The 13,434-nt window shown below is 71.9% G+C and carries 14 protein-coding genes; 6 read left to right on the top strand and 8 right to left on the bottom strand.

The window, feature by feature from the left end:
• The first annotated feature begins 186 nt into the window (after nucleotides 1-186).
• On the top strand, nucleotides 187-1,041 hold the full coding sequence (locus tag AB0C46_RS21435) for a PHP domain-containing protein (protein ID WP_362829539.1): 855 nt from the start codon (nucleotides 187-189) through the stop codon (nucleotides 1,039-1,041).
• A gap of 202 nt (nucleotides 1,042-1,243) precedes the next feature.
• Complete coding sequence (locus AB0C46_RS21430) at nucleotides 1,244-1,852, top strand: MarC family protein (RefSeq protein WP_362829537.1); 609 nt, start codon at nucleotides 1,244-1,246, stop codon at nucleotides 1,850-1,852.
• Between the two features lie 130 nt (nucleotides 1,853-1,982).
• On the opposite strand, the gene AB0C46_RS21425 is transcribed toward AB0C46_RS21430, so the two are convergent.
• Nucleotides 1,983-2,135, bottom strand: a complete 153-nt coding sequence (locus AB0C46_RS21425; RefSeq protein WP_086569723.1) for a hypothetical protein — start codon at nucleotides 2,133-2,135, stop codon at nucleotides 1,983-1,985.
• A gap of 202 nt (nucleotides 2,136-2,337) precedes the next feature.
• Between AB0C46_RS21425 and AB0C46_RS21420 the strand changes: the two genes are divergently transcribed.
• The gene (locus tag AB0C46_RS21420) at nucleotides 2,338-3,264 is read left to right on the top strand and encodes an NYN domain-containing protein (RefSeq protein ID WP_362829535.1); all 927 of its coding nucleotides are present in this window, start codon (nucleotides 2,338-2,340) and stop codon (nucleotides 3,262-3,264) included.
• A 127-nt stretch (nucleotides 3,265-3,391) separates the two neighbouring features.
• On the opposite strand, the gene AB0C46_RS21415 is transcribed toward AB0C46_RS21420, so the two are convergent.
• The 3 genes from AB0C46_RS21415 to AB0C46_RS21405 form a co-directional block, all read right to left on the bottom strand.
• Complete coding sequence (locus AB0C46_RS21415; protein ID WP_362829534.1) at nucleotides 3,392-3,874, bottom strand: SRPBCC domain-containing protein; 483 nt, start codon at nucleotides 3,872-3,874, stop codon at nucleotides 3,392-3,394.
• A 224-nt stretch (nucleotides 3,875-4,098) separates the two neighbouring features.
• Nucleotides 4,099-4,965, bottom strand: coding sequence for an alpha/beta hydrolase (locus AB0C46_RS21410; RefSeq protein ID WP_362829532.1), 867 nt, complete (start codon nucleotides 4,963-4,965; stop codon nucleotides 4,099-4,101).
• 114 nt (nucleotides 4,966-5,079) lie between these two features.
• Entirely contained in the window at nucleotides 5,080-7,461 is a 2,382-nt protein-coding gene (locus AB0C46_RS21405) for a DEAD/DEAH box helicase (RefSeq protein ID WP_362829531.1), read from the bottom strand.
• A gap of 311 nt (nucleotides 7,462-7,772) precedes the next feature.
• Between AB0C46_RS21405 and AB0C46_RS21400 the strand changes: the two genes are divergently transcribed.
• Nucleotides 7,773-8,510 carry a ferritin-like fold-containing protein gene (locus AB0C46_RS21400; protein WP_362829530.1) on the top strand — a complete coding sequence of 246 codons (738 nt, stop codon included), beginning with the start codon at nucleotides 7,773-7,775 and terminating at the stop codon, nucleotides 8,508-8,510.
• 23 nt (nucleotides 8,511-8,533) lie between these two features.
• On the opposite strand, the gene AB0C46_RS21395 is transcribed toward AB0C46_RS21400, so the two are convergent.
• From AB0C46_RS21395 to AB0C46_RS21380, 4 genes are all read right to left on the bottom strand, one after another.
• A complete protein-coding gene (locus AB0C46_RS21395) occupies nucleotides 8,534-8,824 on the bottom strand; it encodes a hypothetical protein (RefSeq protein WP_362829529.1) in 291 nt (96 codons plus the stop codon).
• 282 nt (nucleotides 8,825-9,106) lie between these two features.
• The gene (locus tag AB0C46_RS21390) at nucleotides 9,107-9,334 is read right to left on the bottom strand and encodes a DUF3107 domain-containing protein (RefSeq protein WP_018089430.1); all 228 of its coding nucleotides are present in this window, start codon (nucleotides 9,332-9,334) and stop codon (nucleotides 9,107-9,109) included.
• Between the two features lie 140 nt (nucleotides 9,335-9,474).
• Nucleotides 9,475-10,116 carry a TetR/AcrR family transcriptional regulator gene (locus tag AB0C46_RS21385; RefSeq protein ID WP_362829527.1) on the bottom strand — a complete coding sequence of 214 codons (642 nt, stop codon included), beginning with the start codon at nucleotides 10,114-10,116 and terminating at the stop codon, nucleotides 9,475-9,477.
• 148 nt (nucleotides 10,117-10,264) lie between these two features.
• Nucleotides 10,265-10,483 (bottom strand): hypothetical protein, encoded by a 219-nt coding sequence (locus tag AB0C46_RS21380; RefSeq protein ID WP_362829526.1) that lies wholly within the window; start codon nucleotides 10,481-10,483, stop codon nucleotides 10,265-10,267.
• 170 nt (nucleotides 10,484-10,653) lie between these two features.
• Between AB0C46_RS21380 and AB0C46_RS21375 the strand changes: the two genes are divergently transcribed.
• Complete coding sequence (locus tag AB0C46_RS21375; RefSeq protein WP_362829525.1) at nucleotides 10,654-11,676, top strand: alpha/beta hydrolase; 1,023 nt, start codon at nucleotides 10,654-10,656, stop codon at nucleotides 11,674-11,676.
• 8 nt (nucleotides 11,677-11,684) lie between these two features.
• Nucleotides 11,685-13,127: a DUF3152 domain-containing protein gene (locus AB0C46_RS21370; protein WP_362829523.1), complete on the top strand. Its 1,443-nt coding sequence runs from the start codon at nucleotides 11,685-11,687 to the stop codon at nucleotides 13,125-13,127.
• Nucleotides 13,128-13,434: the final 307 nt, after the last annotated feature.

The following is a 13,434-nucleotide window of genomic DNA, read 5'->3' as shown; positions in this document are numbered from 1 at the left end:
CGCTGACCGCCGTGCGCCGTGCGCCTGGGCGGGGCCGCTGTGCCGTCCGGGGGCGGTGCCGTCCGGCGGGGGGCCGGTGCCATCCGGCCGCCCGGTATCCTTCTGAGGTCCCCTTACGGTGTACCTACGCCCGGCGTTTCCCGGGCCCCGTCCCCGTCCGTCCCGCAGCAGTCTGGAGTCCGCGTCGTGCGTATCGATCTGCACACCCACTCCACGGCCTCCGACGGTACGGACACCCCCACCGAGCTGGTGCGCAATGCCGCGGCCGCCGGTCTGGACGTCGTCGCGCTGACCGACCACGACACCGTCGGCGGCCACGCCGAGGCGCGGGCGGCGCTGCCCGGGGGACTGGCGCTGATCACCGGCGCCGAACTCTCCTGCCGGATCGACGGGGTGAGCCTCCATATGCTCGCCTACCTCTTCGACCCCGAGGAGCCGGAGCTCGCCCGCGAGCGGGAGCTGGTGCGCGACGACCGGGTGCCGCGGGCCCAGGGCATGGTTGCCAAGCTGCAGGACCTCGGTGTGCCCGTCACCTGGGAGCAGGTCGCCCGGATCGCCGGGGACGGCGCCGTGGGGCGCCCGCACATCGCCACCGCCCTCGTCGACCTCGGCGTGGTCCCCACCGTCTCCGACGCCTTCACGTCCGAGTGGCTCGCCAACGACGGCCGGGCGTACGTGCAGAAGCACGAACTCGATCCGTTCGACGCGATCCGGCTGGTCAAGGCGGCGGGCGGGGTCACCGTCTTCGCGCATCCGCTGGCCGTCAAGCGCGGCCTCTGTGTACCGGAGAGCGTGATAGCCGAACTCGCCACGGCCGGCCTCGACGGCATCGAGGTCGACCACATGGACCACGATGCCCCGACCCGCGCGCGGTTGCGCGGAATGGCCGCCGAGCTCGGCCTGCTGACCACCGGCTCCAGCGACTACCACGGCAGCCGCAAGACCTGCCGCCTCGGCGAATACACCACCGACCCCGAGATCTACGGCGAGATCGTGCGCCGCGCGACCGGCGCCTTCCCCGTTCCCGGCACCGGCGGCTGAGCCCGCCGCGGCCGGCTGCCGCACCGCGCGCCCCGGTCCGCAGGACCGTCTCCCACCGGGCTGTATCCGTCCGGGCGATGCGCAGGCTCGTGCCCGCCCGCCGTCCCGTCTCCACCACCCCCTCCCGCTCTCTTCCTACGGGCCCGCGCCCGCTGCGCCGGTCCGTGGCTCGTCCCGTACCACCTCTCACAAGGCCTTCACCGTGTTCGACGTCGCCGTCTTCAGTACGCTCTTTGTCACCCTCTTCGTGATCATGGACCCGCCGGGGATCACCCCGATCTTCCTGGCCCTGACCTCCGGCCGGCCGGCCAAGGTGCAGCGCCGGATGGCCTGGCAGGCGGCCGCCGTCGCCTTCTGTGTCATCGCCCTCTTCGGCCTCTTCGGCCGGCAGATCCTGGGGCGGCTGCACATCTCCACGCCCGCGCTGATGATCGCGGGCGGTCTGCTGCTCCTGCTGGTCGCGCTGGATCTGCTGACCGGCAAGTCGGAGGAGCCGACCCAGACCAAGGACGTCAATGTGGCGCTGGTGCCGCTGGGGATGCCGCTGCTGGCCGGGCCCGGAGCGATCGTGTCGGTGATCCTCGCGGTGCAGCACGCACACGGCGTCGCCGCGCAGATCTCCGTCTGGGCGGCGATCGCGGCGATCCATGTGGTGCTGTATCTCGTGATGCGGTTCTCGCTGGTGATCATCCGGGTGATCAAGGACGGGGGAGTGGTCCTGGTCACGCGGCTGGCGGGCATGATGCTCTCCGCGCTCGCCGTGCAGCAGATCATCAACGGCGTTCTTCAGGTGATCCAGGCGGCGGCCTGACGCACTCGCGGCACACTGCCGCGGACAGCGCAGCGCCCCCGTACGACCTGTGCGTACGGGGGCGCTCGTGCGGTGCGGCCGATCGCGGTCGGCCGTCAGATGCGGTGCGTCGTCGGGCGGCGGAAACGTGTTAACGGACGGCGGTGTCGGCCGGGCGGATGTAGATGCGCTGGCCTATCGAGGCGGCCTGCTGCACGATCCGGTTGACGGAGGCGGCGTCCACGACGGTGCTGTCCACGGCGGTGCCGTCGACATCGTCCAGGCGCATGATCTCGAAGCGCATACGGCTTCTCCCTTCGTCTGATCCTCCTGCGGAGAACTCTTGGGCCGGAGCTGCCCGGCGTCACTGCCAGGCGCTCCGTACTGGTAGAACGTCCTGCCCAGTGCAATCATTCCCTACGCTAAAGAAAAATTTCGACGGTCTAAGTACGCCGGGACGAGAGCGGTTGTGCCCGCAGAGTGACCGCCCGGACAATGGGTCCCGTATGAATGACGTCCGGCCCACGGGCCCTACCGACCTCGCCGCGCTCGCCGCCGGAATCGAGCGCACCAATGAGCTGCTCACACGAGTGCTCGCCGAGGTCGCCACGACCCCGTCCACCCATGCGGCGTTCGTCGACGCGGGCTATGTGTACGCCGCAGCGGGCCGGCTGGTCGCCGGCACGGAGGACCGCAAGGCCTTCGACCTGGACGCGGAAGGGATCATCGAGGCGTTCATCGACAAGGCCCGGATGATCTTCCCGGACAGCCGGCTGCTGCGCGTCTACTGGTACGACGGCGCCCGCCGCCGCATCCACACCCAGGAGCAGCAGCGGATCGCCGAGCTGCCCGATGTGAAGGTCAGGCTCGGCAACCTCAACGCCAACAACCAGCAAAAGGGCGTCGACTCCCTGATCCGTTCGGACCTGGAGTCGCTGGCCCGGCACCGCGCGATCAGCGACGCGGTGCTGATCGGCGGCGACGAGGACCTGGTCTCCGCGGTGGAGGCGGCACAGGGCTACGGCGCACGGGTGCACCTGTGGGGCATCGAAGCCTCGGGCGGCCGCAATCAGGCCGAGCCGCTGCTGTGGGAGGTCGACAGTGCGCGCACCTTCGACCTGGAGTTCTGCAAGCCGTACGTCACCCGGCGGGCCGGTGTCGAATTCTCCGACCAGACGGTGGGCGAGGGGCCGGCGCCCAGCCGCGACGACGTGCGCTTCGTCGGCGCACAGGTCGCCGCCCAGTGGCTGTCGGAACGGGGCCGCGAGTGGGTGGCCGGGCTGCTCCCCGGTCACCCCTATCTGCCCGGCGCCGTCGACCAGGAACTCCTGACCACCTCGGAGGCGCTGCTGCGGCACTCCCTGCGCGGCCATGCCGATCTGCGCCGGGTCCTGCGCGACGGCTTCTGGGACCACGTCCAGGGGCAGTACTAGAGGGTGTCTCCCGGGTCTCCCCGGTCTCCGTGGTCTCCCCGGTCTCCGGGGTCTCCGTGGGCCGCAGCCCATCGGACAGACTCGGACGGCCGTTGGAGGCCGTCCCGGAGCGAGAAGGGCGCGGGGATCAGGCCCGTGCGAGCAGCTCCGTGAGGCGGTCGAAGAAGCCCGACCAGCCCGCCTCCGCCTGGCGGTACTGCTCGGAGGTGAGATTGCCGCCGAGCTGACGGAAGGCCATCTCCGTACGGTCCCCGAGGTCGGTCAGGGTGACCCGGACGATCTCGCCCTCGATGCCGTCCGGCGCGGAGGCGTCCTTGAGGGTGAACTCCAGCCGCTCCGGGGGCGCGACCTCACGGTAGACACCGGAGAACGGCAGCTCACCGCCGTCCGGAGTCTGCATCACCAGGCTCCAGAACCCGCCCGGCCGGGGGTCCATCGTCATCCGGTCGACCGGCACCGCCAGCTCCCCGCCGAACCAGTACGCGAAGTGCTCGGGCGTCGTCCACGCCTCGAAGACCAGCTCACGGCGGGCATCGAAGGCCCGGGTGAGCGCGATGCCGTGGGGGCCGCCTTCGGGATCGGCCGGGGGGTGCGCCGGATTCTCGGTCATGAGGGAGCCCTTCGTGCGAAGCCGGTGCGGACCGGACGCCGGTGCCGGTCCGCCTCCCTCGATGCTCGCCGAACCGCTCGGCGCTGTCCTGGCGACACCGCCCGCTCGGCCCACACTGCCCGGACCACACCGCTCGGCCCACAGTGCCCGGACCACAGTGCCCGGCCCACACCGCCCGGACCACACCGCCCGGCCCACAGTGCCCGGCCCTCACCGCCCGGCTCTCAGCCCACCCCGCTCCAGAACCCCGCCAGCGCCTCCGCCGTCTTCTCCGGGCGTTCGGCGTTGGGGGAGTGCTCGGCGCCCTCGATGACGGTGCGCCGGGCGGACAGCCGCTCGGCCATCGCATCCATCCACGACACCGGCCAGGCATAGTCGACGGCGCCGGAGACGACATGGGTGGCCAGCCCCGTACGGGCCAGCTCCGCCACCCGGTCCGGCTCCTCCAGCATCTGCCGGCCGGTCGCGATCAGCTGCTCGGGAACGGTGTTCAGCCAACGACGGTGCAGAAACGCGCCGACTTCCGGCGGCGTCGCCGCGTCCGCCGCCTCCGGGTGATCCAGTTCGCGCATCGCCCGCCAGACGCTCTCCATGTCGAGCGTGCCGAGCGCCTCGATCAGCATCCGTACCCGGGCCTGCTGGGACGCCTCGATGGCGGCGGGCCCGGAGCTCATCACGGTGAGCGAACGGAACGGGGCCGCATCCAGCAGCACGGCGGCCCGGGTGATCAGCCCGCCCAGGGAGTGCCCCAGCAGATGGACCGGGCCGCTGTCCGGCTCCCGTACGGCCTGCGCCTGAGCCAGCACATCGAGTGCCAACTCCCTTTGCGCATATGTTAGTTCGTCGCGTGGTCCGGGGGATTCGTGCTGCCCGCGCCCGTCCACCGCGACCGCCCGGAACCCGGCCGCGGCGAGCGGTGCCAGCAAGGCGAGGAAGTCCTCCTTGCTGCCGGTGAATCCGGGCACCAACAGGGCGGTCCCGATCGGCGCGGCCTCGGGCCGGGCGTCCAGCACGGCGAACGAGCCGCGCTCGGTGTCGAGTCGGTACGCACGGGCGCACGGGGGCAGTGTGAGGGTGGGCGGCCTGCTCATGAGGTGAGGTTATCCGGGCGGACGGCAGAGCGGGGCCGGGACGCCGACGACCCGGCACCCGCAGTGCGGGGCCGGGTCGTCGGTGCCGGAAAGGTCCGGCGTGGACCGGGAGGGTCAGCTCTCGGGCGTCGCCTCGGCCACGGGGGCCTTGGTGCGGGTGCGGCGGCGCACCGGCTTGGCCTCGGCGGCCTCCGCCGCGTCCGCGGCCGGCTTGGCAGCGGCGCTCTTCCGCGTCCGCTTCGGCTTGGCCGGAGCGTCCTCGGCGGCGGGGGCGTCCGCCGTGGCCTTCGCGGTCGCCGCGGCCTTCCGCGTGCGCTTGGGCTTGGCCGGTGCGGCCTCGGTGCCCTCGGCGGTGTCCACCGCGGCCTCGGCGGCCTTGGCGGCGGCGGTCTTCCGCGTCCGCTTCGGCTTGGCGGGAGCCTCCACAGCACCCTCGGCCGTGTCCACCGCGGCCTCGGCGGCCTTGGCGGCGGCAGTCTTACGGGTCCGCTTCGGCTTGGCCGGAGCCTCCACCACGGTGTCCGCGGCCTCGGCCACGGTCTCCGTCACCACTGCCGGCGCCGTCTCCGCGGCGGCCTTGGCGGCGCTACGGGTACGGCGGCGCGGCTTGGCCGGCGCCTCGGCGGGCTCCGTCACGGTCGCGGCCTCGGCGGCGAGCGCCGCGCCCTGCGCCGCCAGCGCCCTCGCGGCGACCTCGACGGTCTGGAAGCTCTCGGTCTCCACCGGACGGGCGACCCGGGTACGGCGGCGGCGCGGCTTGGCGGGCTCGGCCGGAGCCTCGGTCGCCACGGCGGCCGCCTCGGTCACCACGGCGGCGGTGTCCGCAGCCTCGGCGACCGGCGCCGGCGCGGCACCGGACTGGCTTGAGCGGGTCCGGCGACGCCGGCGCGGCTGCCGCGGTCCGGCGGCGTCCGTGGCCTCGGTGGCCTCGGCGGCAGCGGGCGAACCGGTCGCCTGCGCCTCGGCGTCGGCCTGGCCGTCCAGCGGAGTGCCGCCACGGGTACGGCGGCGCTGCCGCGGGGTACGGGTGCGCGGGGGGCGCTCCTCCTCGACGACGGCGCCCTTACGGGGACCACGGCCACGGCCGCCGGTCTCGCCCAGGTCCTCGACCTCTTCCGCGGCCAGCCCGGCCCGGGTGCGCTCGGCGCGCGGCAGCACGCCCTTGGTGCCCTCGGGGATGTTGAGCTGCGCGTACAGGTGCGCCGAGGTGGAGTAGGTCTCCTCCGGCTCGTCGAACGGCAGGTCCAGCGCCTTGTTGATCAGCTTCCAGCGCGGGATGTCGTCCCAGTCGACGAGGGTGACCGCGGTGCCCTTGGCGCCCGCCCGGCCGGTACGGCCGATGCGGTGCAGGTAGGTCTTCTCGTCCTCGGGCGACTGGTAGTTGATGACATGTGTCACACCCTCGACGTCGATACCGCGGGCGGCGACGTCGGTGCAGACCAGGACATCGACCTTGCCGTTGCGGAAGGCGCGCAGCGCCTGCTCACGGGCGCCCTGGCCGAGGTCGCCGTGCACCGCGCCGGAGGCGAAGCCACGGCGCGCGAGCTGGTCGGCGATATCGGCGGCGGTCCGCTTCGTACGGCAGAACACCATCGCCAGGCCCCGGCCCTCGGCCTGGAGGATGCGGGAGACCATCTCCGGCTTGTCCATGGAGTGCGCGCGGAAGACGTGCTGGGTGGTGTTGCGGACGGTCTGGCCCTCGTCGTCCGGCGCGGTGGCGCGGATGTGCGTGGGCTGCGACATGTAGCGCCGGGCCAGGGAGATGACCTGGCCGGGCATGGTCGCGGAGAACAGCATCGTCTGGCGCTTGGCCGGCAGCAGCTGGATGATCTTCTCGACGTCGGGCAGGAAGCCCAGGTCGAGCATCTCGTCGGCCTCGTCCAGCACCAGGCTCTTGACCTGCGAGAGGTTGAGCTTCTTCTGGCCTGCCAGGTCGAGCAGGCGGCCGGGGGTGCCGACGACGACGTCGACGCCCTTCTTCAGCGCCTCGACCTGCGGCTCGTAGGCACGGCCGCCGTAGATGGCCAGCACCCGGACATTGCGCACCTTGCCGGCGGTGAGCAGGTCATTGGTGACCTGCTGGCACAGCTCGCGGGTGGGCACGACCACCAGGGCCTGCGGGGCCTCGGTCAGCTGCTCGGGCCGGGAGCGGCCCGCCTCGACATCCGCGGGGACCGTGACGCGCTCAAGGAGCGGCAGGCCGAAGCCCAGGGTCTTACCCGTGCCGGTCTTGGCCTGGCCGATGACGTCGTTGCCGGAGAGGGCGACGGGGAGCGTCAGCTCCTGGATGGGAAAGGGGGAGATGATGCCGACGGCTTCCAGCGCCTCGGCCGTCTCGGGAAAAATCCCGAGGTCTCGAAATGTAGACAGAATCTTGCCTCTTCTGTGAGACGCGGCGTGAGGCGGCGAAGGGGGTCGTACCGCACCTTCGTACGGGTTCGTACGGGCCGGCCTGAGGCGGCCGGTGGGGCGGGACCACTGCCAACGCTCAGGCACTCCTGCCGCGAGCGGTGTCCCTCCTGCTGTGCGTATGTCTGCTACGCGCCGCAAAAGAGGGCGGTCGGTTTGGAGCCGATCGGGCCACCGACCGGGCATCCGCTTCGTGGAACGACCCACCGATACTCGGCAGGTCCAAATACCACTGTACCCCGGATATGGCGTGCCCATCCGAAGGCTTGTATGAGTGAGGAATACATCACGGCCCGGTCCGGCCCCCGAGCGCCGGCTACGACCGTCGTTCGTACGGGGGAACGGCAGTGGCTGACCAGGGCCTTCCCCGAACCGCCGAGCGGGCTATTGTGCCGGTCATGGGAACGCCTGACAACGCCGCGGCTGACGCGCAAGAACACACCGGGATCGCCGCCCAGAACTGGGCGCAGGCATCCGCCGACCCGCAGTACCGGGCTGCCGTGATCGATCTGCTCGGCGCGCTCGCTTACGGCGAGCTGTCCGCCTTCGAGCGCCTGGCGGAGGACGCCAAGCTCGCGCCGACGATGGACGACAAGGCCGAACTGGCCAAGATGGCCTCGGCCGAGTTCCACCACTTCGAGCGGCTGCGCGAGCGGCTCGCCCAGATCGAGGCGGAGCCGAACGAGGCGATGGAGCCGTTCGCCGCCGCCCTGGACGAGTTCCACCGCCAGACCGCGCCGTCGGACTGGCTGGAGGGCCTGGTCAAGGCCTATGTGGGCGACTCGATCGCCAGTGACTTCTACCGCGAGGTCGCGGCCCGGCTGGACTCCGACACCCGCGGTCTGGTGCTGGCCGTGCTGGACGACACCGGACACGCCTCGTTCGCCGTGGAGAAGGTGCGCGCGGCCATCGAGGCCGAGCCGCGGGTCGGCGGGCGGCTGGCGCTGTGGGCGCGCCGTCTGATGGGCGAGGCGCTCTCGCAGGCACAGCGGGTGGTCGCGGACCGCGATGCGCTCTCCACGATGCTGGTGGGCGGCGTGGCCGACGGCTTCGACCTGGCGGAGGTGGGCCGGATGTTCTCGCGGATCACCGAGGCGCACACCAAGCGGATGGCGGCGCTGGGGCTCGCGGCCTGACGTCCTGCGGGGTGCCGGGCGGCTCAGGCCGTCCGGTGCCCCTTCAGTGCCGGGGCCGGCCGGCGAAGGCGCCGGTGCGGCGGGCGTACCAGGACCGACAGCAGAGCCGCCCCCACGGCGACCGAGGCGACCATCACCTGGACGGGATACCCCGGACCGAGGATCGAGCGGGTCAGCACGGCACCGAGCAGCGCCGCGACCGGGCCCGTTGCCAGCGTGAGGGCGCGCGAGGGGAAACGGTCGGGCAGCCATCGCGTGGCGGCCAGAGCGATGGCAAAGCCGATGAGCAGGGCGCCGAGCGCTTCCCAGATCATGCTGTTCCCTCCCGCGTGACAACGCCGATCGGTCGAACAAATCGGTCGTAGGCGGTCGTACCCAAGGGGTACCGGCGGCAACCCTCCCGGCGCCGGTCCGCTGCCTGATCAGCCCAGCCGAACCGACTCGAACGGCCTGATCTGCGCAAACGCGGCTGCCCGGGGCCCGGAAACGGTGCGCGGCCGAGCCTGGAAGAGACACCGAAAAGCGGCGGCCCGGGGAGGAAGTCCCCGGGCCGCCGCCCCTGTCACTTGGCGGGCGCCACAGTCGGCGCCCCCTGCTCAGAGCGCGCCGAACCCGACCTTGCGGGCGGTCGGCTCGCCGATCTCCACATAGGCCAGCCGGTCCGCCGGGACCAGGACCTTACGACCGTGGTCGTCCACCAGGCTCAGCAGCTGTGACTTGCCGCCCAGCGCGTCGGACACAGCGCTCTCGACCTCTTCGGCAGACTGCCCGCTCTCCAGAATGATCTCGCGGGGCGCGTGCTGCACGCCGATCTTGACCTCCACGGCTTTTGTCCCTCCGACGGTCTGGGGGTCCCCAGCGTCAGCTGGGGGAGGATGCGCGGTCATCCGCGCCGTACGCAGCACACATTAGCCCGGTACGGGGATGCGCAGGACGCCATGGGCCACGCCCGCAGCGAACAGGGTCAGTGCGCGTCGCCGCCCTGCAGCGGGAAGCCGGCGATGCCCTTCCAGGCGAGCGACGTCAGCAGCTGCACCGCGGTGTCCCGCGGGACCTGGCTCTCCGAGGACAGCCAGTAGCGCGCCACCACCTGGGAGACCCCGCCCAGGCCCACGGCCAGCAGCATCGACTCGTCCTGCGACAGCCCGGTGTCCTCGGCGATCACGGCGCTTATGGCTTCGGCGCACTCCAGCGACACCTTGTCCACCCGCTCACGGACCGCCGGATCATTGGTGAGGTCCGACTCGAACACCAGCCGGAAGGCGCCGCCCGGGTCCTCCACGTACGCGAAGTAGGCGTCCATCGTCGCCGCGACCCGCTGCTTGTTGTCGGTCGTCGACGCCAGCGCCGCACGCACCGAGTGCAGCAGGGACTCGCAGTGCTGGTCGAGCAGGGCGAGGTAGAGGTCCAGCTTGCCCGGGAAGTGCTGGTAGAGCACCGGCTTGCTGACACCCGCCCGCTCGGCGATGTCGTCCATCGCGGCCGCGTGGTAGCCCTGCGCGACAAAAACTTCCTGGGCGGCGCCCAGAAGCTGGTTGCGCCGGGCTCGACGTGGCAGGCGTGTGCCCCGCGGGCGCGTCGCCTCGGTCTGCTCGATGGCGCTCACGCTGCCTCCCAGAAATTGTTCCGTACGCGGCCAGTACAAGGTGGTGCACCGCGCCCGCCATCGTACTTTTGGGTAACCCGGCTGTGCGCGGTCCGGGCCGAGAATTTATGCCCGGCCCCGATACCGGAAGCCGACATAACGCCCCAGGTCATCGGTATTCGTCTTCGTTGAGCTCCACGACACGGGCCTGTTCGGCGCGATCCGCCTCGTTCGCGGAGTCCGGGTCGACAGTGGTCAGCGGCTCGTCGCGGTGCGGGGTGACGTCGGCGTACTGCTCCGCCGTGTCCGCTTCCGGTGCCTCGACATCGAACTCGGTGGCGTCGCTCTCGTCCTCGAAAGTATCCGGATCTGTCGGGTCGACGCGCATGGTGGCTCCCTTTCTCGCGTGCTCGCTTCGACGGCTGGTGCCAGGCATGACAGCAGGGGCCGGGGCGGCTGCCCTCGACTACGAGCGTAGGAGAGTGGCCGCGGCAGCGCGATGCGGTGTGTGACCGCGGACACACGATCGGGGGCGTGATCGTCTCGTAACATCGACGCATGTCTTCGACCGAGTCGCCGGACACCGCGACCGCCGCCTTCCCGGTGCCCCCGGCCGGCCCCGGCCGGCACGGCGCGGCGGAGACGGTGCACACCGTGACCCTGCCGGGCCTGACGCTGACCGTACGGGCACCGGCCGGGCGGCCCGCGCCGCGGGACGGCGGGGAAGGCGCCGGCGCCGGGCGGGACCGCGAGCCCGCGCTCTACGTCCACGGCCTCGGCGGCTCCTCGCAGAACTGGTCGGACCTGATGCTGCTGCTCGCCGACCGGGTGGACGGTGAGGCGATCGACCTGCCCGGCTTCGGGCAGTCACCGCCGTCGGCCGACGGTAACTACTCCGTCTCCGCGCAGGCCCGCGCGGTCATTCGCTATCTCGACGCGGCCGGGCGCGGCCCCATGCACCTCATCGGCAACTCCATGGGCGGGGCCGCCGCCACCCGCGTGGCGGCCGTGCGCCCCGATCTCGTGCGCACCCTGACGCTGATCTCTCCGGCGCTGCCCGAGCTGCGACCGCAGCTGACGGCGGTGCCCACGGCGCTGCTCGCCGTGCCCGGCATCGCCGGACTCTTCGGCCGGCTCACCCATGACTGGACGCCCGAGCGCCGCACCCGTGAGGTGCTGGCGCTCTGTTACGGCGATCCCGGCCGGGTCAGCCCGGAAGGGTTCAACGCCGCGGTCGACGAATATGCGCGACGGCTCGAACTCCCTTATTTCTGGGAGGTGATGGAGCGCTCGGCGCGCGGTCTGGTGAACGCGTACACGCTCGGCGGACAACATAATTTGTGGCGACAGGCAGAGAGAGTGCTCGCCCCCACCCTTCTCGTCTACGGTGGGCGCGACCGCCTGGTCTCCTTCCGGATGGCGCGGCGGGCGGCCGCGGCGTTCCGCGGTTCGCGACTGCTGACGCTGCCGGAGGCGGGGCATGTGGCGATGATGGAGTACCCGGAGGCAGTGGCGCGGGCCGTCCGCGAGCTGTTCGACAGTGAAGTGACCGACGTGACCGCTGATGCGGGCAGGAGCTGACACACCCCGTGGGACGCCATAGCCGCCGAGCCCGGCCGGAAACCGCAACGGACACCCCGGAGACGGCCGGTCCGCCCGGTAACGGCCCCTCGGGGGGCACGTCAGCCGGACCGGGCCCGGGGCGCCGCAGACGCGAGCCGTTCGAGGGCGACGTGGTGCGCGGCGGGCATCCCGAACAGCGTGAGCCGGGCGGCGGCTGGGGCGAGTTCCCCGGGGCGCCGGCCTCCCCGGTGGCGCCCGGCCAGGGCGCGCCCCGGATTCCCCGGCCGCGCGCGGAGATGTTCGGCGGACCGCCCGTTGCCGCACAGGGCAGCGGGCCGGGGCCGCGGCGTGAGTATGTGGATGCCTTCGACGCCGGGCGGTTCCCGGGCGGCCCGGGAGGCGCGGGCGACCCGGACGACGATGTGTTCCGGGCCGGCGCGCCGCGGACCACGGGTCCGGCGGCCGGTGCGCACGGGTCCGGCGCGGACGGGGTGGCCCCCGGCGGCCGGTACACCGGCCGGTCGGTCGTCTACGACCGGAACGAGATCGACGAACTGGACCGGCAGGCCGAGTTCGGCACGGACGGCGCGGGGCCGGACGGCCCCGGGGGCCAGGACCCGGACGAGGGATACGACGCGGAGGAGTCGCGGCACGGCGCCAAGAAGGGCGGCAAGGGCCGGACGTTCACCGGCGCGGCGGCCGCGGCGGTGACCACCGTGCTCGCCGTGGTCATCGCGGGCCAGGTCGCCGAGCAGCGCAAGGAGGGCGGTGACCCGCAGCCGCGCAGCGGGAACGACCGTACCGACGGGGTCGACGACGAGGCCTCCAGGTCGCACAGCAGGCCCACCCAGGACGCCAAGCCCGCCAGTTACGACGAGAAGATGACCCAGGTCTTCCCGCTCGATGCGAAACTGACGGCCACCGGCCGGTTCAAGCCGGTCGGCGGTGACGCCAAGGCACCCGGCAAGGGCAAGGTGCTGCGCTATCGCGTCGATGTCGAGGAGGGGCTGCCGCTGGACGGCGAGCTGTTCGCCGAGGCGGTGCACAAGACCCTCAACGATGAGCGGAGTTGGGCACACGGCGGGAAGATGGCCTTCCAGCGGGTGGATTCCGGCGACGTCAATTTCGTGATCACGCTGGCGAGTCCGGGGACCACCGACACCTGGTGCGCCAAGTCCGGTCTGGACACCAGCCAGGACAAGGTCTCCTGTGACTCCGCGGCCACCGACCGGGTCATGATCAACGCCTACCGCTGGGCGCAGGGCGCTCAGACCTACGGCCACGACAAGATGCACGCCTACCGGCAGATGCTGATCAACCACGAGGTCGGCCACCGGCTCGGGCACAACCACGAGAGCTGCTCCCGGCAGGGTGCACTGGCCCCGGTGATGATGCAGCAGACGAAGTTCCTGACGACGGACGGGGCGACCTGCCGGCCCAACTCCTGGCCGTTCCCCACCCAGCGGTGAACGGCCCCGGCGAGCCACTGCCCGAAGGCACCGGCCTGCGCCGCGAGTCCGGCCGCCGGTGTCTCCCCGGCGGCCGTCCCGGTGTCCGGTCCGCAGGGCGTGGCGGAACGGCGGGCACTACGGGCGGTGGCCTGACGCTCACATAGCGCGAAGAAACGCCCTTTGGGGCGGAAAGTCACGTACGTTCACCCCTTCCGGTGGCGCGATGGACAACCGTCCACAGCGGCCCCCCGCCCGGTGGAAATATTTATACAAACAACGGGCGGGCGGGCGCGAAGATAAGCACACGGGAGAAATGCAAGTAGAA

Source organism: Streptomyces sp. NPDC048637 (assembly GCF_040650675.1).
GTDB lineage: Bacteria > Actinomycetota > Actinomycetes > Streptomycetales > Streptomycetaceae > Streptomyces.
This window is presented reverse-complemented; position numbering and strand designations above follow the sequence as displayed.